The following is a 20,225-nucleotide window of genomic DNA, read 5'->3' on the forward strand; positions in this document are numbered from 1 at the left end:
CCTGGCCAGCACACCGATACGCCGCTGCCCGGCCAGCCGGACCGGCTCGCCACCGGCCAGGACCTGCCACGGACCGAGAAATCTGATCTCCAGCGCCATGCGCGGCCCTCCCCACCCTCACCGGAGTCGGCATTGTAACGAGACGACCGAACTCCGTCGCGGCGACGACGAACCGGACGCCGCCTGCACACACATTCCCGAGCTTCGTGGCCGGCGGCGACATACCTCGGATAAACCGCCCCTCACTACCATCGCCACCGTTTGGATCTTCCAACTCCGACGCTGGGACAGCGAAATGCCAGAGCTCCGCAGAAGGCGGCCACCATCGTGACGGTGGCGCCCGCCGGCATGAGCAAGGATGACACCCTGCGGATCCGCCGCGAAACGTACAAGGCCTACACGCACCACCGGGGGCGAGAAGGCGTTCGGCGCGTACCGGCCGAACGGCCCTGCGAGTTGCTGCGACCTCTTCTCACTCTCCTGCTCGCGACCACACTGGCCGCCTGCACCGCCACTCCCCCGGCGGCGGCCCCCACCCCCACCGCGGCGACCGTCAGCCCGGCCCCCGCCGCCGTCGTCCCCGACCGGCTGCGGCCCATCACCGGGCCCCAGGTCTGCGCGGCCGTCCCCAAAACGCTCCAGTCGTCCTTGCTCTCCGACGACATGCTCAGCGACGAGATCGGCTGGCGCAACAATGTCGCGACCGCCACCGAGATCTGGGGGGAGTGCGAGTGGTACGTCGGCGCCCCGCACGCGCTGACCGTCACCGTCCAGGCCTACGGCACGGTCACCCAGACCGCGACTGACCACGCCAAGCAGTCGTTCGAGAAGAGCAAGGCGGACGCCGCGAAACTGGCCGTGGAACCGGACGGCCTCGGCTGGGTGTACACCCCTCCCGCCGCAGCCGATCATGGTGACGCCGCGTTCAGCCTGACGGGTACCAGAGACGGCAAAACCCGCCGGTCCCGCTCTCGCTACACCCACATGGTCATCCGGCAGGGGCCCTGGCTGATCACGATCCGATACCGAGGCGAGGAGCTCGACGGCGAACTGCCCACCGCAGCCGAACTCCGCCGCGGCACGGACCAGGTCGCCGAGGTCTTCACCGCGGAAATGGCCAAGGACCCCGGCACCGTCGCCCCCGAGGACAGCGGCCTGTGCGGGACCATCTCCGCCGCCGACGTCAGCTCGGCCTTCTTCCCCTCCGTCACGGAAGTGGGCAGCAGCGGCGACGCCGACGACACCTTCTGCACCTGGAAAATCCGCGACCGCGTCAGCTCGACGGACGAGGTGGTCGTGCAGACAGGCGGCTACTGCGGCCGCGGATTGCTCCAGATCGGCGACACCGTCCCCCGCTGCGGCGAGCTGCGCATCCACGTCGACGACGTCGGGCACCGCGAGCGCCGGGCTCTCCGGACCGAGTTCGACGCCAAGACCGAACGCTATGCCAAGGACGCGCCCGTCAAGCGCCTCACCGGCATCGGGGACCGGGCCTTCGCCGTAACCGACCAGGTCCACGTCCTGGCCGGGGGCCACCTCATCCAGCTCAGCTACGACGGCTCGAACACCGGCGGCGGCGTCCGCGACGCCCCCGGCTATCAGGAGCCGGACCTCGACGAAGCCGCCCTCCGGAAGTCCCTCATCCGGACCGCCGCGACCTTCGTGTCCGGATTGTCCTGACCGCGCCGGCCACCTGACGCGGGTGGCGCGGCTCCAGCGGCCCGCGGCACGGCTGACGCCGAGTCGGGGCCGTCCACGTCCTGTCAGCGCAGGGCGGCCAGGGTGTTGAGGGGGTTGTCCAGGAGGTTGGCGAAGGCGAGTTCGGCGGCCCCGGCGAGCGTGGTGTCGTCACCAAGGGCCGTCACGGCCAGGCGGACACGCTCGCGCGACACCGGCAGGACATGCGCGTCGATCCGGGCGCGGACGCGTGGCGCGGCGCCCGGGTAGACATCGCGGAGCATCCCGCCGAAGACCACGAGCGCCGGGTTGAACAGGTTGATGAGATTGACGACGCCGACGCCGAGCCAGTCGCCGACGCGGTCGAGGGCGTCCCGAGCGCGGGCGTCGCCGGTCCCGGCGAGGGCGACGACGGCGCGGATGCCGTCGCGGCCGACCAGTTCGCCGGACCGTCCCGCGTAGTCGAGCAGCGCCTCCTCCCCCACCTCGGCCTCCAGGCAGCCGCGCGACCCGCACAGGCAGGGCCGCCCGTCGAACGGGTTGACCAGCATGTGCCCGAGTTCGCAGCCGTAGCCTCCGTCGCCGTCCAGGAGCCTGCCGGCGACGATGATCCCGCCGCCGACGCCGACGTCCCCGTGCAGGTAGATGAGGTTGTCGACGTCGCATCCCGCGCCGCGTACGTGCTCGGCGATCGCACCCAGGTGCGCCTCGTTGCCCACCTCGACGGGGAGCCCGAGGCCGAGCCCGGCGGCGAGCTCCGCGCCGAACGCCTGGTCCACCCAGCCGAGGTGCGGTCCGTAGCGGACCGTGCCGTCGGCGCGCCTGATCAACCCGCAGTAGGACGCGCCGACACCCACGCACAACGCGCCTGGACCGGCCCCGGCGACCAGGTCGCGGCCGAAGGAGGCGAGGACGCCGACGACGTCCTCCAGGTCGACCCCGGCGCGGGTGCGCACGGCCTCGCGGCGGTCGAGGACCCGGCCGCCGAGCCCGACACGGGCCGCGAGCAGCCGGTCCACGGCGACGTCGAAGGCGAGCCCGTACAGCCTCTCCTGCTCGGGCATGACGACGATGGACGGCCGCCCAGCGCGGCCCCGCCCGGCGGGGACACCTTCGCGGACGAGCCCGGCGGCGGTGAGTTCGGCGGTCAGGTCCATGATGGTGCTGCGGTTGAGGCCCATCCGGCGGCTGAGCGCGGCCCGTGACACCGCCCCGTCCTTGTGGACGCGCCGCAGCACCTCACTCAGGTTCCGCTGCCGCATCTGCTCCTGCGTCCGCGCGCCCGCCGCCGATCCCGTCACCCACGCCAGCCTAGACCTGAGGGTGGCGGTCGCCTGTGGTCGTCTAACGCAGGGTTGCGATACCGGCCAGGAAGATGTCGACGCCGGCGAGGAACTGTTCGCGGTCGTCGTGCTCGCGCAGCCGCGTCGCCGCCTCGTGCACGAACGGGTACTGGCCGGGGTCCACCTGCGCCCATTGCTCGGCGACGGTGTCGAGGAAGGCCCCTCGGTCGGTGCCGGCGCGGCGCCGGGTGTTCGCGGCGTTCTGCACGGCGACGCCGAGGACGTAGTTCACGAGGGCGCCGGCCGCGTCGAAGCGCGCTCGCTCGGGGACGGCGAGTGCGTCCAGCAGCCTGCCGATGCTCTCGTAGAAGTCCAGCAGCGCGGGCCGCCACGGTTGCCGGGAGAGCTCGGCGCCGACCCAGGGGTGTGCGTCGATCGCGTCGAACAGGCCCAGCGCGACGCCGCGCAGGGCTTCCCGCGGGTCCGTGTCGATGACCACGTCGGCCAGCACGCGGCCGATGATGTCGTCGGTGGCCGCCGCGAGCAGGTCGCTCTTGTCCGCGACGTGGTGGTAGATCGCTCCGTAGCCGGTGCTCAGGCGAGCGGTGAGCGCACGCAGCGTCAGCGCGCTCTCGCCGCCGCCGTCGAGAAGGTCGGTCGCGGCCTGGACGATCAGCTCCCTGGACAGCCCGTCCGTACGCCGCGGGTTCCGCGGAGATCCCTTCGCCATGGTCCCTCAGTGTGGCACGGATGGATCGCCGATCCAAAGTCCTGCTAGCGTGTTGGAGCAACGATCCAACGAGGATCCGGCGAGCTTGGGGAGGAAGACCATGACGACACCGGTCACGATCATCGGAGCAGGTCTGGGCGGTCTGGTGCTGGCCCGCGTGCTGCACGTGCACGGCATCCCGGCCACGGTCTATGAGGCGGAGCCCTCCCCGGACGCGCGCCGTCAGGGCGGGCTGCTCGACATCCACCCCTGGAACGGCCGGCCGGCACTGGAGGCGGCCGGCCTGATCGAGGGGTTCCGCAGGCTCGTCCTGCCCGGCCGGGAGTCCTACCGGATCCTGGACCGGACGGGGACCGTGCTGCTCGACCGCCCCGACGACGGCACCGGCCAGCGCCCGGAGGTGCCGCGCGGCGCGCTGCGGCAGTTGCTGCTCGACGCGCTTCCCCCCGGCACCGTCCGGTGGGGACACAAGATCACCGGCGTGCGGGCCCTCGGCGAGAGCCGTCATGAGGTCGGCTTCGCCGACGGCACCACCGTTGTCGCGAGCCTGCTCGTCGGCGCCGACGGCGCATGGTCGCGGGTGCGCCCGGTGCTGTCCGGCGCCATCCCGGCCTATGTCGGCATCTCTGTCGTGGAGACGTTCCTGTTCGATGGCGACACCCGTCATTCCGCCGCCGCGAAAGCGGTCGGCGCCGGATCACTCTTCGCGCTCGCGCCGGGCAGGGGACTCCTGGCCCATCGGGAGGGCGGCGGGACCCTGCACGTCTACGCGCAGTTGAGGAAGCCCCAGGACTGGCTCGCCGGCCTCGACCTCACCGATGCCGCGACCGTGACCGCGCGGGTCGTCGAGGAGTACGACGGCTGGGCCCCCGAACTCACCGCCCTGATCACCGGCAGCGACACCCCGCCGGTCCTGCGCCGCCTGTTCACGCTGCCGGCCGGGCACCGCTGGGACCGTGTGCCGGGGGTGACGCTGCTCGGCGACGCCGCCCACCTCCGGCCGCCGAACGGCGAAGGCGCCAACCTGGCCATGCAGGACGGCGCCACGCTCGGCCAGGCCCTCGCCGCGCACCCTGACGACGTGGAGGCCGCGCTCACCGAGCACGAACAGAGCATGTTCACCCGCGCCGCCGCCGTGGCGGCGGACGACGACGACATGTACACGATCATGATCGGTGACGACGCGCCCCAGAGCATGCTCGCCCTGATGACCGGAGCCGAGCAGGCTTCGTGACCCACAGTGCTGCGCGACGTCGAAACCCATGCTCTTGGCCGTCGCGCTTGAGGGAACAATCTGCTCGTGGCCGACGCCGGTCACCCGGCCCGCGCAAGCATCTGGAGCTCACCCATGAACCTCGATCACGTACTGGTCGACCGCGATGCCGACTTCGTGACGATCACGATGAACCGGCCGCAGCGACGTAACGCCCTGTCGCTGGCTCATCTGCGTGATCTGATCACCGCGTTCGAAGCCACCGGCGACAGCGACGCCTCGGGAATCATCCTGGCCGGGGCAGGTCCGGTCTTCAGCGCCGGTCATGACTTCGCCGACGTCGCCGAAGCCGACACCGAAGCGGTACGCACCCTGCTGGACACCTGCCTGCACCTCATCGAACTGATCGAGTCCGTCCCGCAACCGGTCATCGCCCGGGTCCACGCCCTGGCCACCGCGGCGGGCTGCCAACTGGTCGCCACCTGTGATCTCGCCGTCGCCGCCGACACCGCCGGCTTCGCGGCACCCGGGGGGAAGGGCGGCTGGTTCTGCCACACCCCCATGGTCGCCATCGCCCGCAATGTCGGCCGCAAGCGCGCCGCCGAGCTGGCCTACACCGGTGACACCATCTCCGCCGCGCAGGCGCTCGAGTGGGGCCTGGTCAACCGGGTGGTGCCCGCCGACGAGCTTGACGCCGCCGTCGATGACCTGCTCAGCCGGGCCACCCGCGGCAGCCGCGCGTCGAAGGCCCTCGGCAAGCGCACCCTGCACCAGCAGCTGTCCCTGCCCGAGGCCGACGCCTACCGACTCGCCACCAAGATCATGGCCGAGTCCTCGCAATCGGCCGCGGCTCGTGAAGGCATGTCCGCGTTCCTGAGCAAACGCCGACCGAAATGGAGCGACTGACGCCTGCCGCGCGTCACGGGGACGTGGTGCACAGGCCGAGCTCGACCAGCCGCTCGGCGATCCGCACCGCCTCGGCCGGGTCGGGCGACAGTTCGCTGACGGGCAGCGCGCCGTCCCGCAGGCGGCGGCACGCCCCCGCCACTCCGGCGGTTACGCCGAACGTGCGGCCGGCCGCCTCGATGCGGGCCCTCGCGCCCTCGCCGGTGATCAACGGCCAGGTGCCGGGGCGCAGCGCGATCCGCTGTCCCGGCTCGGGCGGCGTGCCGAGCAGGGCCTCGGCGAGCAGGCCGGCACGGTGGCCCTCGGTGCAGGCGGTCCTGCCGTGGATCGCCCGGTGCAGCCGGTCGGGGCCGGGGTCGGCCAGGGCTGCCGCGAGCTCGTCCACGTACTGCTTGAGCTGGGGCTCGACCTGCTGGGCGACGTCCTTGCCCATCGGCAGCGGACGGGCGTAGGCGCCCGAGCGCAGGAGCTGCGACGTCAGCGCCGTCAGCAGGTCGGCCCACGTGAGCGTGTTGACGCTGATACTGACGTGGATGGAGGCGGAGGTCTCCGTGCGGACCAGGTGCGGCATGCCGCGCGGGACGTAGAGCACGTCGCCCTCGCGCAAGGTGTACTCGGTGGCGGCGGCGTCGAGGCCGGGCAGCATCCTGCCGCCGGCGGGGTCGGGTTCGAGGTGGTCGAAGAGCGTCCACCGCTTGTCGCCGTGCACCTGGACGACGAGGATGTCCTGGGCGTCGCAGTGCACCTGGAACGCCTGCGCGCCGGGCGGCGCTACATAGGCGTTGGCGTCCACCGGGTGGCCGAGCTCCATCTCGATCGTCTTGCAGAGCTCGTGCAGCCGGGGCAGCATGACGTCGGCCGTGCCGAGGACGATCGTGGCGCCGTCGCGGAAGAGTGCCGCCACCTTGCCGGGATCCACGACGTCGTCGAGCCCGGCGTAGCCGTACGTGGACGGCGACACGTACCGCTCCTTCGGCAGCACCGTGCCGTCCTTCACCACGCGCAGTCCGGGGGCGCGCAGCCCGCTGCCGGTGATGACGCGGTCGATGTCCTCCAGGGAGGCGACCTCGCGGGCCACGCCGCGCCGGTGGAGCGCCTTTCTGCCGAGATACCGCTCGAAGAACGCGTCCACGTCCCCCACGAGGGCCGCCAGCCCGGTCATAGGTGTCCTTTCGTCAGTTCATCAGGAGAGCGGCGTCCCACCCGGTGACGGGCGGCTCGCCGGTGCTGTAGTGGTGGAGCGCCAGCGCGATGCCCGCCGCGCCCTCCAGGAGCCCCACGCGGTCGGGGGCCACCTCGGCGCCGCCGGTGGCCGAGTACCGGAAGCCGAAGGGCGCGTCGTCGGCGTACGCGGCCACGATCCGGCCGGCCAGCCCGTCGGCCGCGGACAGCAGCGTCGCGTCGCCGCTGTCCCGGCCGACGGTGTAGGTGGCGTGGAGCATCCCGGCCCAGCCGTGGCACAGCCCGGCGTCGACCATCCCCCAGGTGTCCCACGTAAGCGCGAGCGTCTCGTGCAGCGCGCGGATGGCCGCCTGCCGCCAGACGGGCCGGTCGAGTGCCGTTCCCGCGAGAAACAGCGCTCTGGCGACCCCGGCCGCGCCGTAACACCAGGCCGGGCGCATCGGCGGCGCGGATCCGGCGGCATGACCCGCGACATGACCCGCGACATGGCCCGCGACCTGGCCCGCGATCTGGCTCGCAGTGCGGGCGAGCTCGTGGTGCAGCGGCACCGTCGGCGGCCACGAGCGGCCGTCCGTCCAGTCGAGCAGCCAGGACACCACCCGCTCGATGGCCTCCTCCTGCCCCGGCAGGCGCACGCCCTGCCGGTGGGCGATGGCCAGCAGCGCCAGCGGCCCGGGGATGCCGTGCGCCAGCCCCAGGTTGAAGTGCCCCTCACCGTCCGGGCCCCCTCGGATCGGGGCGTGCGAGACCAGCCAGCCGGGCACGCCGACGCCCGCCATCTCCATGGGCTCGGTCAGCGCGATGAGGTACGACAACGGCTCGGTGTCGCCGTACGCCAGCACCAGGCGGCCCAGCCCGCTCAGCCCTTCGACGACGTCGTAGGAGCTGAACGCCACTCCCCCACCGGCCGGCCGCAGGCGGGCGAGGTCGGCCGTCTGCGTCGCGGCCCGTTGGCGCGCGATCTCACGGACGGCGCCCTCGGCCCGGCCGAGCAGGCCGGCGTAGTCGCCCGGCTTGACGACGGCCGCCCGGGTGGCGAACAGCAGCGCCGGCAGCCCGTCGCTCAGCGCGTGCCGGCCCGGCCTCGTCCCGGCCGCGGCGGCCAGGAACGCGTGCGCGTGCTCGCGCCGTCCCAGCTCGGCGTGGAGCAGCGCGATCCCGAGAAATCCCTCGTTGAGCGACATCGCATGCCAGATCAGTGGCTGCCTGCCGTCCGGCAGCCGGTCGGTGCCGGCCGAGGCGACCTTCGCCACCTCGTCGGGATCGGCCAGGCGGCGCGCCACCTCCTCGGTGATCCGCGCCGCGCGCTCCCGCGTGCCCGTCACCGCTGGTGCCTCGCGCGGTCGCGCAGAGCCTGCAGCGCGCCGCGGGCGATGGCGTAGGAGGCGCCCTCGGACAGCCTGGACGCGCCGATCAGCCGGTTGTGGTGCATGTGCAGGAGGGCCGGCAGGGTCGTCCTGCGGTGCAGCGAGCGGATCAGCTCGCCGTACGCGGCGACGGGCCGGCTGCGCGTCTCCCAGATCTCCGCCAGCCGGGGATCGAGTTCGCGCCCGGCGATCGTGTCCACCGCGGCGCGGCGCACGCTCTGGAACGCGCGGTGGTGCTCGTCCACGGGGTACGCGGCCAGCACCCAGTCCTGCCAGCCCGCTCCGTGAAAGGCCCGCGCCAGGTCGGCGTAGTTGGCGGCGGCCAGCAGCTCCGGCGTCATGGCGGGCTGCAGGCGCAACTGGGCCAGCACGGCGTCGCTGTCGGCGGCGAACGCCCGTTCGGCCGCTTCCAGGGCCTCCGCGCCGCCGTACCGTTCGACCTCGGGCTCGTAGGTGTCCAGGACGAGCGAGCGGGCGAGCCCGGCGCGGCACAGGTCGGCGGCCCAGTCGTGCACCAGCGGGAGCACCTCGCGGCCGAGCAGCCCGGGGTCCCCGTGGAAGCGCAGGCGCAGGTGCGCGCCCGGGTCGAAGTAGCGGATGAAGAACCAGCGGTCCACGCCCTCGGGCAGCGCCGCGCGAAGGACCGGGAGCCGCTGCCTGATCAGGTCGGTGTGCCGGTCGGCGGAGGCGTAGAGCTTGGCGTACAGCCAGGGCCCGCCGGGATGGTGACGGGGAGCGGGCGGCGTGAGCCGGGCCGTCGTGCGGACGGGCGGTTCGGGAGCGGTCGAGCGCAGGGTCGCGGTCAGCTCGTTCGCATGGCCGCCGAGCCAGCCCGCGCCGAAACCGTCACCGCCCGGGGCCTCCACCAGGAGCGTGCTGGGCCGGCGGGCCAGCTCGTGACGCAGGACCGCACGGTGCACGGGGGCGTCGAGGTCGAGCCCGACGCGGTTGTCGCCGTTGGTCAGGTAGACCTCGGAAGGCACCTGCCACCGCTGCCGCCAGGCGTCGAAGCGCCGATCCCACTCGCCGTCGGGGGCGGCGCGGTCGTTGAGCTCCGCGGCGGGCCGCCAGATGGCCGAGGCCAGGATGGAGCGGCCGTGGCGGACGCGCGGCAGGTAGTGCAGCACCTTGCCCGCCTGCCCCCAGTCCCATCCCTGGCACACCCGGTGCCGGGCCTCGCCCAGCTCGTAGACGAACCGGACGGCGTCGAGGGCCACGCGCGGGACGACGAGCATGTGCGGAGTGGCGGGCACGACCTCCGCCCCCAGCCGCTCCGACCACAGGAACAGCCGATCGCCGGTCGCGCCGACCGTCAGGTCGTCCAGGGAGAGCACCGACTCGTCCCCCGGGTCGGCGAACCTGCCGATCGGCAGCGTGCGCTCCAGGAGGGTGGGCACGCGGGCCACGTTCATGATCCTCGTCCAGGCCGGCTGGAACGTCACCTGCGCCGGCACGGCGCCGCCGCTCGCGCGCCACATGCCCGCCGTCTGCTCGCGCAACTCATCCAGAAAGTACGTGAAACGCCCCGTCATGGCGCCGGCCCGGCGCGAGAGCGGCATGTTGGCCAGCACCAGCCGGAAGTCGCCGCCGTTGAGTGCCTCCATCGAGTCGGCCATCAGGTGGGCGCCCAGCTCCAGGACCTCCGGCAGGCGGCCGTCGTCCCGGTCGGCCAGCCGGCCCACGGTGGCGTCGTCGAGCTCCACCTCGCGGGCGCCGTCGAGCAGCGCGCCCTGGGCCAGCTCGCCGAGCACGCGGGTGCGGTAGCCGTCCTGCTCCGGGTCGCGCTCGGGGCGTTCGGAGCCGCGGTAGCCGGCCGGTCCGCCCAGGCCCAGCTCCGGATCGAGCAGTTCCTTCAGGGGCACGAGGCGGCCGGTGCCGTACTTGTCGAGGAACTCGTCGTGGTAGGCGCGCAGGTGCTCGGTGCCCTGGCCGGGCGGGGTGATGCGGACCAGGGTGCGGCCCATCCGCTCGAGTTCCGCGGTGACCTCGCGCGGAAGCCGTACGTCGGCGTCCAGGCGCAGGTCGACGTGCGGCGCGTGATGTCCGGGCCGGGCCTCGTCGGCGGCCGTCACGGCGGCCCGCCAGGCGTGTGATCCCGCGCCGGCCGGTGCCGCGGCATAGGCGCGCAGCGCTTCGGCGGCGGTCGTGAGCGCGGCCGTCTCCCGTGGCGGGAGCCGTTCGGTGACGTGGGCGATCTGGTCCTGAACGTCTTCCGGGGGGACGAGGTCGGTCAGCAGGACCGCGCGCTCGACCAGGTTCGCCAGCGCGCCCTCCGCCTTCTCCCTCGTCCCCTGCGGGAAGGCGGCCAGCAGGTGATCGACGAGCGCGGTGAAGGCCACCGGCCGGCGGGCGTGCTCCATGACCGCGCGGACCAGCGGCGTCACGCGTACCGACAGCTCGCGGACGCCGCTGTCGCCGTCGCGCGGCAGATGCGGCAGGGCCAGCCGGTCGCCGCGGGCGAAGCACATGCCGTTGAGCACGACGCGCAGCCCGCGCAGCACCTCGGGGCGCCGTTCGTGCTCACGCACGATGTCCAGGAGCCACGCGACGTCGGGGCGGACGATCTTGCGGTGGGCCTCGCCCAGCCGTACCTTGCCGGTGTCGTCGAAACGCACCTCCGCCACGCCCGCCATGAGGCCGAACGGGGTCGGGCGGGTGGCCATGCGCAGCACGTAGCGGGTGACTGCGAGGGCGGCCCGCCGCAGCCGCTTCGGCTCGACGGGACGCCCCTCGTGCAGCAGGTCCAGGGTGCGCGCCAGCGACGGGCTCGACACGGCGATCGCCTCTCTGACGAGAGGGTCGGCGGTGAGCGAGCGCAGGTGCCCGGCGGGATCCCCGCCGTCGTCGCGGGTCTGTCCCGCGCGCTCGGCCGGGAGGGCGCTCATGCGCAGCAACGCGACGTCGGCGGCGACGAGTTCAGCCATATCCTGCCTTCTCAACGCGTGAATGGAGCATGACGAATACAGTGACCGCCGTGCTGAATGCGAGAGCCTAACAGCCGTATCGGTGGCGATTCGATGCTTCGAATTTTCTATAATCGAAGTCGTCCCGGTGCGCGCGAACCGGTAGCGTCGCTTTCCGATCAGCCCGGAGCCGGGCAATTGAACGGAAGGGAAGACAACGTGAGTCCAGTGGCCCAGGTCGACTTTGCCGAGGATGTCTTCGACCTCGACATCGAGCTACTCGTCGAGACGGACGCGGTCCCGCCGATCTACGCCTGCAGCGGCAGCGACACCACGTGCGGCACCCAGGTGTCGTGGAGCGGCACCTGCAGCGGCACTCGGGACTGCGGGACGTGTTCGCCCACCTACGGGGCCAAGGCCCCGGGCATGTGCATCTGACCAGCGCACCCCGGCGAGCCGCCGCCCTGGCCATGGCGCGGGAGGTGGCGGCTCGCCTCGCTGATCCGGAGAATTTCGTCGTGATTGACCCGGATAAACGGCGGCCGGGTGTGCTGGCATATGGAGAATTGGGACTCGTACCACTTTACGCCGCTCTTGACAGAAGAGATCCCGGCGCCGGCTGGCATGCCCTCGGCCATCGTTTTCTCACCCTGGCGCTGCGGGCGGGGGCGACGTCGCGAGCGGGTCTATTCGACGGGGGAATCGCCGGAATGGGGGCGGCCGCCGCGGCGTTGCGCGGAGGCACCGATCATTATGGCGGCCTGCTCGGCCGGGTTGACGCGGCGGTGAGCGCCGTGCCCGACCACGACCTCGTCTCCGGCACGTCGGGGGCGGCCCTCTACCTGCTGATGCGACCGCCGGCGCGCAAGCGGGACGACCTGGCCGACGCTCTGACGGCGGGCGCCCGACCGGCGTCCCCGATGCCCGCGCACCGGGTTCCCGCCGGATGGGCGGTCGGCGAGAGGTACACGGACTGCGGGCTCTCGCACGGAGCCGCCGGGTCGCTGGCCGTGCTCGCGCTGCTGGCGTCCCAGGGGACGGTTCGCGCGGACGGCATCAGGGCGCTCGCCGACTGGCTGCTCGACGTCGCCCGGCACGACGAGTGGGGGACGGTGTGGCCGGCGGGCGTCGACGAGCGGCGGTGGCATCCGTCGCCGCGGCGTGCCTCCTGGTGTTACGGGGTGCCGGGAGTCGCGCGGGCGCTGCGGCTGGCCGGGGAGGCGCTGGACGAGCCCCGCTACCGGCAGGCCGCCGACGAGGCGATGGCACGGCTCCTGGCGGCCCCTCGGGCGTGGGGCCTGGACTCGCTCGGGGTGTGCCACGGGCTCGCCGGCCTCCTGCTGATGACCGCGGCCTTCGCGTCCGGACCGGCCTCGACGCCGGGAGGCGTCGCGCCGCACGGTGACGACTTCGCCACCGCCGCCGAGGGCCTGTTCGACCGCCTTTGTGAGGCTTATGACGGCCGGCGGGCGCTGGGGTTCGAGGTGGCCGACGCCGGGCTGCTCACCGGGGCCGCCGGGATCGCGCTGGCGCTGCTGGCCGTCACGGGGGACGTGCCGGCGATGTCGCTGTTCCTGGCGGCCTGATGGGGCGTCATCGTACGGGTCACGCCCCGTCGGAGGTACGCGATCCGCTCTTCGGCAGCGGCATCCGCGCCTCCATGGGCCGCCTCAAGCACGAGGGCGCCGGGGTGCGCACCGGATTCCTGTCCATGGCGCGCGAACTGCCCGGCCTGGTGGCCGTCACCGTGCGCCTGGCCCGGCAGGCGGCGCCCAGGGATCTGCTGGTCGTGCTGGTCGCGGAGCTGTTGTCGGGGGTCGCGACGGTGGTCACGCTCATGGCCACGTACCGCGTCCTGGTGCCGCTCATGACCGGCGGGCCGTCGGCGGAGCGGCTCATGACCACCGTGCCCGCCCTGCTCGTGGTGGCGGGCGCGGCGGCGGCCGGCAGCCTCGCGCGGGCCGCCGGGAAGGCGGCGGTCAGCCGGCTCGGCCCCACGATCGAGCGTCTCGCCTACACGCGGCTGCTCAGGCTGGCCGCCGGCGCCGAACTGGCGGCGCTGGAGTCCCCTGGCTTTCACAACCTCCTCGAAGCCGCCCGGCAGGGTACGCGGGCGGCCCGCCTGGTGATCGCCCAGGCGGCGCAGTTGCTGGCCGGCCTGTCCACGCTGATCGCGGTGGGCACCGTGCTCGGCGTGCTGCACCCGCTGCTCCTGCCGCTGCTGCTGGTCACGGTGCTGCCGAAAGGGTGGAGCGCCGTACGGTCGGCCCGCGCCCGGTTCGTCTCCGCCCAGCGGAACATGGAGCTCAGCCGCCAGCTCGAGGTGCTCAGCGGCCTGCTCACCGGACGCGACGTCGCCGCGGAGGTACGCGCGCACGCCGCCGATGACTTCCTGCTCGGCCACTACGACCGGCTCTCGGCCGTGGCGGAGGCCGAACAAGCCCGGCTGGGCCGCGACGAGGCGCGGCTGGCGCTGGCCGGCGACGCCGTCTCGGGCGCGGCGGGCGTCCTCACCTACGTCACGCTCGGCCTGCTGCTGATGGCCGGGACGATCCCGCTCGCCGTCGCGGGCGCGGCGGTCATCGCCATCCGCACCGCCAAGGCCGGCCTGATCAGCCTGGTGATGTCCATCAACCAGGTCTACGAGCAGGGCCTGTACGTCCTGGAATGGGAGCGCGCCTGCGACGAGGCCGCCCGCCACCAGATGAGCGGCGGGCCGGTGCCGCTGCCCGATCATCCCGTCGAGATCCGCGCCGATGACCTGACCTTCGTCTATCCCGGCCAGAGCCGCCCGGCGCTCGCCCACGCCGACGTCGTCATCCGGCCGGGCGAGATCGTGGCGTTCGTCGGCGCCAACGGCTCGGGCAAGAGCACGATGGCCAAGCTCCTGGCCGGGCTCTACCTGCCGACGTCGGGGCGGGTCACCTGGGGCGGCGTGCCGATCGAGCGGCTGCGCCGGCGATGCGTCTTCGACAGGGTCGCCCTGGTCGCCCAGGACTTCGCCCGCTGGCCCGCCACCGCTCGCGTCAACCTGACGCTCGGCCACCCGGCCGGCGGCGACCGCGACCGGCTGTGGCGAGCCGCCGTGGCCAGCGGGGCCGACTCCGTGGTCGCCGGTCTGCCCGACGGGTGGGAGACGCTGCTGGCCCGCGAGTTCATGGGCGGGACGGAGCTGTCCGGCGGGCAGTGGCAGCGCATCGGCCTGGGGCGGGCCTGGTTCAGGGACGCACCGGTCCTGGTCTTCGACGAGCCCACCTCGGCGCTCGACCCCGAGGCGGAGATCGAGATCTTCGACCAGGTGGCCGGGCTCGCCACCCGCGGCCGCACGGTCATCCTGGTCACGCACCGGCTCGCGTCGGTGGCGCGGGCCGACCGCGTCTACGTCTTCGCGGGCGGCAGAATCGTCGAGCACGGGCGGCACGAGGAGCTCATGCGGGCCGACGGGCCGTACGCGAGCATGTACCGCCTTCAGGCCGCCCAGTACATGCCCGCCGGCACCTGAATCCGGTGGCCCACGCCGACCGATGACTCTTTGTAGTCATTCCATCGCTTAAAGTTATCGCATGGTTGCAAGTGCCATCGGTCATGAGTCAGGCTCAATCACGCTGCCGGGTCTTGATCCCGGCCTATCAGACGCGTTCGACGCTCCGATCCGCCCGGTCGACGTGGCGTCGTTCCACTCGCCGCTGACCAGGATGCTGGTGAGCAGCGACGGATCGACCACCCGGCTGCTGGAGGCCGCCACGGCCGGGCCCCTGTCGATCCGGGTGCTGCGCCAGACGGTCGCCCCGGCACTGCACGCGACGCTCCAAGGCCCCGCCGAACTCCTCGGCCTTCCCGCCGACGCCTCCGTGGTGAGCCGGTACTCGGCGCTGCTGGACGACCAGGCCCGGCCCGTGGCGCTGAACCACGTCGTCGCCGCGCCCGCCATCGACGCCCCGACCGACCAGATCATCGCCGACCCCTCGCGCGCCATCGGTATCGCGCTGGCCCTGCACCAGATCGATCACCGCAGGCAGTTGCTCGCCTGCGGGCTGGCCGACTGGCCCAGCGCGCCCGGCCCGACCCCCGCGGTTGTCAGGACCTACCTCATCTGGCGCGGCCGGCAGCCGCTGATGTTCATCCGGGAGCTGTTCGACCCCGCCCGCGTGCCCGCGCAGATTCACGACGCGCCACGCTCCCGCCCGGCCGGGCAGGCCGTCGCGGCACCGCACCGCCGTACCCGGGAGCGCGCCGACCGCTCCCGGCCGACCTCCCCGTCCGCCCCTGACTACCGCCTCGGCTCCTCCGACACCGAGAGACAACGGCTGCTGGCCCAGTGCGACCTGCTCCGCCCGGCGGCCCGGGCCCTGCTCGACCGGCTGCCGCTCCCGGATGGGGCGCGTGCGCTGGACGTCGGCTGCGGGCCGCTGGGCATCATGGACCTTCTGTCCGCCGCGGTGCGCCCAGGCGGTCAGGTGACCGGCCTCGACACCGACGAGCGCATGATCGCGTGGGCGCGCGAGTCGGTCACCGCCGGGCGGCTGGCGAACGTCTCCCTGATCCACGGCGCGCTGCCCTCCCCCGCTCTGGGCGATGGCCTCTTCGACCTCACCCACTGCCGCCTGCTGCTGATCAACAACACCCAGCCGGGCGACCTGCTGCGCGAGATGGCCGCGGTGACCCGGCCGGGCGGCTGGATCGCCGCCCAGGAGTTCGACTGGGCGTCATGGCAGTGCGACCCTCCGCACCCCGCGTGGGACCGGCTCAAGACCGTGATCGCCGAGGTGTTCGGCGGCGACGTCCACATCGGCGCGCGCCTGCCCACCCTGTTCCGGGAGGCCGGGGTCGCGCGGGTCCACATGGCCGCGCACGCCTTCTACTGGCGTCCCGGTGACCGCTACCAGACCCTCCTGCTGCACTTCGCCGAACTCTTCGCGCACCGCATCACCGCCAACGGCACCCCTCCTGACGCCCTCCAGGCCCTCACCCATGCCCTGCGCGAACATCTCACCCACCCCGACACCGTCGTCCGTGAGGCCCTGCTCGTCCAGGCATGGGGCCGGACGGCGGAACGGGCACCGGTCCCCTGACCTGATGCCGGTTCAGCGCGATGGCGGCCGCCCCGGCCGGCGGCCCCTCCTCACGGCCGGGGCGCGAATCCGCCGCTGAGGGCGTCGAACAGGCGCTCCAGGCGGGCGCGGTGGTCGGCTGCGATGCCGTCGGCCGGTTCTCCGGCGATCAGCAGCCGGGCGGTCTCCACCAGCACGGTGGTGTAGCCGGCGACGAAGAAGGCGGCGAGCAGCGGGGCGTCGCCGTCGAAGGCGGGGTCGTGTTCGAGCTCGCCGGCGAGGGTCTGCTGGAGGTCGGAGGCGATCTCTCTGGCGCGGGCGACCAGCGCTGGTGAGGCGGCGACGGTCCGGAAGAAGGGGACGGACCCGTCCTTGAGGCCGGACAGGGCGTGCCGCTGCTCGAGGAGAGCGAACGCCGTGTCGCGCAGGGACTGGAGCGCTCCGGTGCCGGGGGCGCGGTCGCGTACCGCCGAGCGCAGGAGCCCGACGGCGTCGACCTCGCGGTCCAGGAGGAGGTCCTCCTTGCGCGGGAAGTGCTTGAAGACCGTCACGGCCGAGACCCCGGCCTCTCGCGCGACCTCGGTGACCGTGACCGTGTCGAAGCCGCGTTCGAGGAACAGCCGGGTCGCGACCTCTGAGATCTTCGCGCGCGTCAGCGGTCCGCCTCGCGCTCCGGTCCTGGGCATCCCGGCCCCACTTTCTTGTGTCACTTAATTTAGTCACATAACCTAGTGGCATGTCCTTCGAACAGACCATCATCATTGTCGCCGGAGCAGGCCGCGGCGGGCCGCGCGAGCGGCCGGATCGCCCTGTGCCGGATCACCCTGCGTCGGGCCGCGCCCGCGCCGATCAGGGTCCGCTCCGGGATCACGGCGTGCAGGCGGCCCTCCATGCATGAGACGGCCGCGGGCCCGCCAGGGCGCACTCCCCGGTCGTTGCGGGAGGCGTGGGTCGCGTTGGCGGGGCTGTCGGCGGTGTTCCTCTTCGAGATGCTGGACAACTCGATCCTGAACGTCGCGCTGCCCGTGATCGGACGCGAGCTGCACGCCTCCACGACCGCGTTGCAGTGGGTGACGGGCGCCTACGCGGTCGTGTTCGGCGGGTTGATGCCGGCGTTCGGCGCGGTCGCCGACCGGTTCGGCCGGCGGCGGATCATGCTGATCGGGCTGGTCCTGCTCGGCGTGGCGAGCCTGGCGACCGCCGTGGTCACCACCGCCGGGCAACTGATCGCCGTCCGGGCGACGATGGGGGTCGCCGCGGCGATGACGACCCCGGGATCGATGGCGCTGGCGTTCCGGCTGTTCGACGAGGACGGCCCGCGCGTGCGCGCGCTGACCCTCATCTCGACCGTCGGCCTGGTCGGGCTCGCGATCGGCCCGACGGCGGGCGGCCTGGTGCTGGCGATCGCGCCCTGGCAGGTCCTGCTGCTGGTGAACGCGCCGATCGCCGTGCTCGCGTTCCTCGGCGTACGGTCCGGCATCGCCGCCGACGACCCGTCCGGCCTCCATCGCGATCCCCTCGACGTCCCCGGGATGCTGCTGGGCACGGCGATGATCGTGCTCGCGCTCCTCGCGCCGACGCTGTTCGTGGACGAGGGCGCCGGCTCCTGGAAGCCCTGGGCGGCCACCGCCGCGGCCGCCGTGACGGCGACCTGCTTCGTCGTGCGCGAGCGCCTGGCCCGCCATCCGCTGCTCGACCTGAAGCTTCTCGCCCTCCCCCTGGTCTCCAGCGGCCTGGCCTACAAGGCCGCCACCGGGCTGGCGACCGCCGGGCTCGGCTACCTGGTGACATTGCAGTTGCAGCTCGACTGGGGCTGGACGCCCGCACTGGCCGCCGTCGGGATGCTGCCGCAGGTCGTCGTCCTCATCGCCGGCAGCGCGTTCGTCGGCCCGTTCGTGCGGCGTGTCGGCCTGGACCGGGCGGCATGGATCAGCGCCGCGGCGGTCGTGTCCGGCCTCGCCGTCTACGGCCTGCTCGGCCGGTTCGGCTACCCGTGGGTCGCGACCGCGCTCGTCCTCGTGGCGGCCGGGATGCGCGTGGTCGGCGTCGTCGCCGGGCTCAACGTGGTCCGCGGCCTGCCCGCGAACCGGACCACCATCGGCACCGCGCTCGTCGACACCGCCGGCGAGGTCACCGCGGGCACCGGCATCGCCGTCACCGGCACCATCCTGGCCGTCCTGTTCACCGGCGACATCGCCACCTCCCACTGGAGCCCGCTGCAGACCGGCGAGTTCCACCAGGCCGTCACCATCGCGGGCCTCACCCTCACCACCGTCGCGGCGGCCCTCGTCGGCTGGGGAATCGCTCGCAGCCGGCACGCCACCGGCGACCGGAGGGACGACACCGTCCCCCAAACCGCCTGACTCTGGAGAATCCTCCTTTCCCCGAACCTATTCCAGGAGCGCACATGACGATCACCCTCCGGCCGGGCAGCACCGTGGTGTTCGCCGGCGAGTCGACCACCGACTGCCAACGGCTGCCGGAGCGGGGACGGCCTCGGGCTCGGCTACCGCTGCGCATCGCGGGCGAGTGGGGCCCGCGGCGCCCGGTCAGCCGCCGATTCAGCCTGAAGCAGGGTGTGGTGGGCATCCGGCCTGAGATCCCTTCTACCTGAACCGCCCGGGCCCTCAACCGTCCATGACCCAGAGGTCCCTCCGGGCAGGTGCCAGGGCGGCTTGCTCAGGGCACGCTTAAAGCGTGCGGTTATGGCGTGCCCTTCGGACGGCGGGCCGGGGCAGGCGGGCGCTGCCGATGGTCGCGGCGGGGCTGCTGGCGCTGGGGCCGGCCGGGTTTCTCGGCGATACGCCGGGGCTGCCCGACGACATGGCGGTACGCCTACGCGCACCGTGACGACCACGAGCTGATCTGGTGGATCACCGCGGAGAAGCCCGGGCAGGTCAGGACCGGGCCGGCCGATCTCGGACGGGCCTTGGCCGCCGCAACCGCCCACCATGGTCAAGGCGAGCCGGCGTCGATGGCGCCGCCGGCCGACCAGAACGCCCTCGCGTACGCGTTGGCCTGGCTGGCCGGGCGCGAGCGTTGGCTGCTGGTGTTCGACAACGTCGAGGACCCCCACGACCTGGACCCGTATCTGACGCGGCTGGACCGAGGGCACGTGTTGATCACTTCCCGGCGGGCGACCGGCTGGGACGCGATCGGCAGCCAGATCTCGCTTGCCGTGCTGTCCCCGTCGGAGGCGGTCGCGCTGCCGGCCGGTCTGATCGGCCCGGCCGACGCGGAGACGGCGCACCTGCACGGCCTGGCCGACGAGCTGGGGTTCCTGCCGTTGGCCCTCGTGTAGGCGGGCGGCTACATCGCCGCGACGCCCGGCATGAGGGGTTGAGGACTGTGTGGTCATACCTGACGGTCGGTGGACCGGGATGGAACGGTATGGAACGCCCTGCTGGTTGAAGTCCCACCACTGACTCAACAGGGAGACCCTATGGCTCGACCAGGAAAATGGGGCCGCCGATTCGGCTCCGCGGCCGCCGTCTCGATCCTTGGGCTGGCGATGCTCGCGCCCGCCTCCTCGGCGCAAGCGGCCACCGCGGCCGGCTGCGTCCTGACCATCACGGAAACGGACGGCGGCGCCTTCGCCATCGTGACGGTCGGCTGCAGCCAGGGCACCGTCACCGCCTTCGACCTGTACGGCGACGACGCATGGCCCAACCCGGACGACTTCCTCATCAAGATCTGGGGCTCATCGAGTCACATCGTCGCCGACCACCTCAACGAGGACATCGGGGCTCGGGATGAGATCTACGCCAAGGCCTACTACACGACGCCCTCGGGCACGAACGGAACCGCCAACACCAACCGGGTCGACGGCGACTTCGGCTGCGTGCTTGAGCCGCTCTGCTAGTCAGCCGTCCTTGAACCGTCGACCGGTCTGACCACGGTTCATGAGCATCGG

The 20,225-nt window shown here is 72.9% G+C and carries 19 protein-coding genes; 13 read left to right on the forward strand and 6 right to left on the reverse strand.

Going from position 1 to position 20,225, the window contains the following annotated elements:
* The first annotated feature begins 348 nt into the window (after window positions 1–348).
* Entirely contained in the window at window positions 349–1,680 is a 1,332-nt protein-coding gene (locus AB0I15_RS37445) for a hypothetical protein (protein ID WP_358106494.1), read from the forward strand.
* Window positions 1,681–1,763: 83 nt separating this feature from the next.
* Here AB0I15_RS37445 and AB0I15_RS37450 read toward each other — a convergent pair whose 3' ends face one another.
* Both AB0I15_RS37450 and AB0I15_RS37455 read right to left on the reverse strand, forming a co-directional pair.
* Window positions 1,764–2,987 (reverse strand): ROK family transcriptional regulator, encoded by a 1,224-nt coding sequence (locus tag AB0I15_RS37450; RefSeq protein WP_358106808.1) that lies wholly within the window; start codon window positions 2,985–2,987, stop codon window positions 1,764–1,766.
* A gap of 34 nt (window positions 2,988–3,021) precedes the next feature.
* A complete protein-coding gene (locus tag AB0I15_RS37455; protein ID WP_358106497.1) occupies window positions 3,022–3,690 on the reverse strand; it encodes a TetR/AcrR family transcriptional regulator in 669 nt (222 codons plus the stop codon).
* A 100-nt stretch (window positions 3,691–3,790) separates the two neighbouring features.
* On the opposite strand from AB0I15_RS37455, the gene AB0I15_RS37460 reads away from it, so the two are divergent.
* Window positions 3,791–4,924, forward strand: coding sequence for an NAD(P)/FAD-dependent oxidoreductase (locus AB0I15_RS37460; protein WP_358106500.1), 1,134 nt, complete (start codon window positions 3,791–3,793; stop codon window positions 4,922–4,924).
* 66 nt (window positions 4,925–4,990) lie between these two features.
* A complete protein-coding gene (locus tag AB0I15_RS37465; protein WP_358106503.1) occupies window positions 4,991–5,809 on the forward strand; it encodes an enoyl-CoA hydratase-related protein in 819 nt (272 codons plus the stop codon).
* A gap of 13 nt (window positions 5,810–5,822) precedes the next feature.
* Here the strand turns inward: AB0I15_RS37465 and AB0I15_RS37470 are convergent, their stop codons facing one another.
* From AB0I15_RS37470 to AB0I15_RS37480, 3 genes are read right to left on the reverse strand one after another with little or no spacing between them, the layout of a single operon-like run.
* Window positions 5,823–6,971 (reverse strand): cupin domain-containing protein, encoded by a 1,149-nt coding sequence (locus tag AB0I15_RS37470; RefSeq protein WP_358106506.1) that lies wholly within the window; start codon window positions 6,969–6,971, stop codon window positions 5,823–5,825.
* A 13-nt stretch (window positions 6,972–6,984) separates the two neighbouring features.
* A complete protein-coding gene (locus AB0I15_RS37475) occupies window positions 6,985–8,316 on the reverse strand; it encodes a lanthionine synthetase C family protein (RefSeq protein WP_358106509.1) in 1,332 nt (443 codons plus the stop codon).
* Entirely contained in the window at window positions 8,313–11,282 is a 2,970-nt protein-coding gene (locus AB0I15_RS37480; RefSeq protein ID WP_358106512.1) for a lantibiotic dehydratase, read from the reverse strand. The genes AB0I15_RS37475 and AB0I15_RS37480 overlap by 4 nt, the downstream gene beginning before the upstream one ends.
* A gap of 198 nt (window positions 11,283–11,480) precedes the next feature.
* Here AB0I15_RS37480 and AB0I15_RS37485 point away from each other — a divergent pair, with 198 nt between their 5' ends.
* From AB0I15_RS37485 to AB0I15_RS37500, 4 genes are all read left to right on the forward strand, one after another.
* On the forward strand, window positions 11,481–11,699 hold the full coding sequence (locus AB0I15_RS37485; RefSeq protein WP_358106515.1) for a hypothetical protein: 219 nt from the start codon (window positions 11,481–11,483) through the stop codon (window positions 11,697–11,699).
* A gap of 32 nt (window positions 11,700–11,731) precedes the next feature.
* Window positions 11,732–12,847: a lanthionine synthetase LanC family protein gene (locus tag AB0I15_RS37490; protein ID WP_358106811.1), complete on the forward strand. Its 1,116-nt coding sequence runs from the start codon at window positions 11,732–11,734 to the stop codon at window positions 12,845–12,847.
* Window positions 12,847–14,763, forward strand: coding sequence for an ABC transporter ATP-binding protein (locus AB0I15_RS37495; RefSeq protein WP_358106518.1), 1,917 nt, complete (start codon window positions 12,847–12,849; stop codon window positions 14,761–14,763). The genes AB0I15_RS37490 and AB0I15_RS37495 overlap by 1 nt, the downstream gene beginning before the upstream one ends.
* Before the next feature lie 163 nt (window positions 14,764–14,926).
* Entirely contained in the window at window positions 14,927–16,333 is a 1,407-nt protein-coding gene (locus tag AB0I15_RS37500; RefSeq protein WP_358106521.1) for a chorismate pyruvate-lyase family protein, read from the forward strand.
* A 50-nt stretch (window positions 16,334–16,383) separates the two neighbouring features.
* Here the strand turns inward: AB0I15_RS37500 and AB0I15_RS37505 are convergent, their stop codons facing one another.
* A complete protein-coding gene (locus AB0I15_RS37505) occupies window positions 16,384–16,998 on the reverse strand; it encodes a TetR/AcrR family transcriptional regulator (RefSeq protein ID WP_358106524.1) in 615 nt (204 codons plus the stop codon).
* A 50-nt stretch (window positions 16,999–17,048) separates the two neighbouring features.
* Between AB0I15_RS37505 and AB0I15_RS37510 the strand changes: the two genes are divergently transcribed.
* From AB0I15_RS37510 to AB0I15_RS37535, 6 genes are all read left to right on the forward strand, one after another.
* On the forward strand, window positions 17,049–17,210 hold the full coding sequence (locus AB0I15_RS37510) for a hypothetical protein (RefSeq protein WP_358106527.1): 162 nt from the start codon (window positions 17,049–17,051) through the stop codon (window positions 17,208–17,210).
* On the forward strand, window positions 17,203–18,675 hold the full coding sequence (locus tag AB0I15_RS37515; RefSeq protein WP_358106530.1) for an MFS transporter: 1,473 nt from the start codon (window positions 17,203–17,205) through the stop codon (window positions 18,673–18,675). The genes AB0I15_RS37510 and AB0I15_RS37515 overlap by 8 nt, the downstream gene beginning before the upstream one ends.
* A 44-nt stretch (window positions 18,676–18,719) precedes the next feature.
* Window positions 18,720–18,926 carry a hypothetical protein gene (locus AB0I15_RS37520; RefSeq protein WP_358106533.1) on the forward strand — a complete coding sequence of 69 codons (207 nt, stop codon included), beginning with the start codon at window positions 18,720–18,722 and terminating at the stop codon, window positions 18,924–18,926.
* Between the two features lie 83 nt (window positions 18,927–19,009).
* Window positions 19,010–19,162: a hypothetical protein gene (locus AB0I15_RS37525; protein ID WP_358106536.1), complete on the forward strand. Its 153-nt coding sequence runs from the start codon at window positions 19,010–19,012 to the stop codon at window positions 19,160–19,162.
* A gap of 124 nt (window positions 19,163–19,286) precedes the next feature.
* A complete protein-coding gene (locus AB0I15_RS37530; protein ID WP_358106539.1) occupies window positions 19,287–19,613 on the forward strand; it encodes a hypothetical protein in 327 nt (108 codons plus the stop codon).
* Window positions 19,614–19,754: 141 nt separating this feature from the next.
* The gene (locus tag AB0I15_RS37535) at window positions 19,755–20,174 is read left to right on the forward strand and encodes a hypothetical protein (protein ID WP_358106542.1); all 420 of its coding nucleotides are present in this window, start codon (window positions 19,755–19,757) and stop codon (window positions 20,172–20,174) included.
* The last annotated feature ends 51 nt before the right edge of the window (window positions 20,175–20,225 follow it).

This window comes from Nonomuraea sp. NPDC050643, from assembly GCF_040654715.1.
Classification (GTDB): domain Bacteria; phylum Actinomycetota; class Actinomycetes; order Streptosporangiales; family Streptosporangiaceae; genus Nonomuraea.

Bases quoted from the DNA above. Each gene is read 5' to 3' on its own strand.
- AB0I15_RS37505 (WP_358106524.1), bottom strand. From the start codon at position 16,998: ATGCCCAGGACCGGAGCGCGAGGCGGACCGCTGACGCGCGCGAAGATC.
- AB0I15_RS37470 (WP_358106506.1), bottom strand. From the start codon at position 6,971: ATGACCGGGCTGGCGGCCCTCGTGGGGGACGTGGACGCGTTCTTCGAG.
- AB0I15_RS37530 (WP_358106539.1), top strand. From the start codon at position 19,287: ATGGCGCCGCCGGCCGACCAGAACGCCCTCGCGTACGCGTTGGCCTGG.
- AB0I15_RS37490 (WP_358106811.1), top strand. From the start codon at position 11,732: ATGGCGCGGGAGGTGGCGGCTCGCCTCGCTGATCCGGAGAATTTCGTC.
- AB0I15_RS37535 (WP_358106542.1), top strand. From the start codon at position 19,755: ATGGCTCGACCAGGAAAATGGGGCCGCCGATTCGGCTCCGCGGCCGCC.
- AB0I15_RS37460 (WP_358106500.1), top strand. From the start codon at position 3,791: ATGACGACACCGGTCACGATCATCGGAGCAGGTCTGGGCGGTCTGGTG.
- AB0I15_RS37480 (WP_358106512.1), bottom strand. From the start codon at position 11,282: ATGGCTGAACTCGTCGCCGCCGACGTCGCGTTGCTGCGCATGAGCGCC.
- AB0I15_RS37495 (WP_358106518.1), top strand. From the start codon at position 12,847: ATGGGGCGTCATCGTACGGGTCACGCCCCGTCGGAGGTACGCGATCCG.
- AB0I15_RS37515 (WP_358106530.1), top strand. From the start codon at position 17,203: ATGCATGAGACGGCCGCGGGCCCGCCAGGGCGCACTCCCCGGTCGTTG.
- AB0I15_RS37520 (WP_358106533.1), top strand. From the start codon at position 18,720: ATGACGATCACCCTCCGGCCGGGCAGCACCGTGGTGTTCGCCGGCGAG.
- AB0I15_RS37445 (WP_358106494.1), top strand. From the start codon at position 349: ATGAGCAAGGATGACACCCTGCGGATCCGCCGCGAAACGTACAAGGCC.
- AB0I15_RS37455 (WP_358106497.1), bottom strand. From the start codon at position 3,690: ATGGCGAAGGGATCTCCGCGGAACCCGCGGCGTACGGACGGGCTGTCC.
- AB0I15_RS37510 (WP_358106527.1), top strand. From the start codon at position 17,049: ATGTCCTTCGAACAGACCATCATCATTGTCGCCGGAGCAGGCCGCGGC.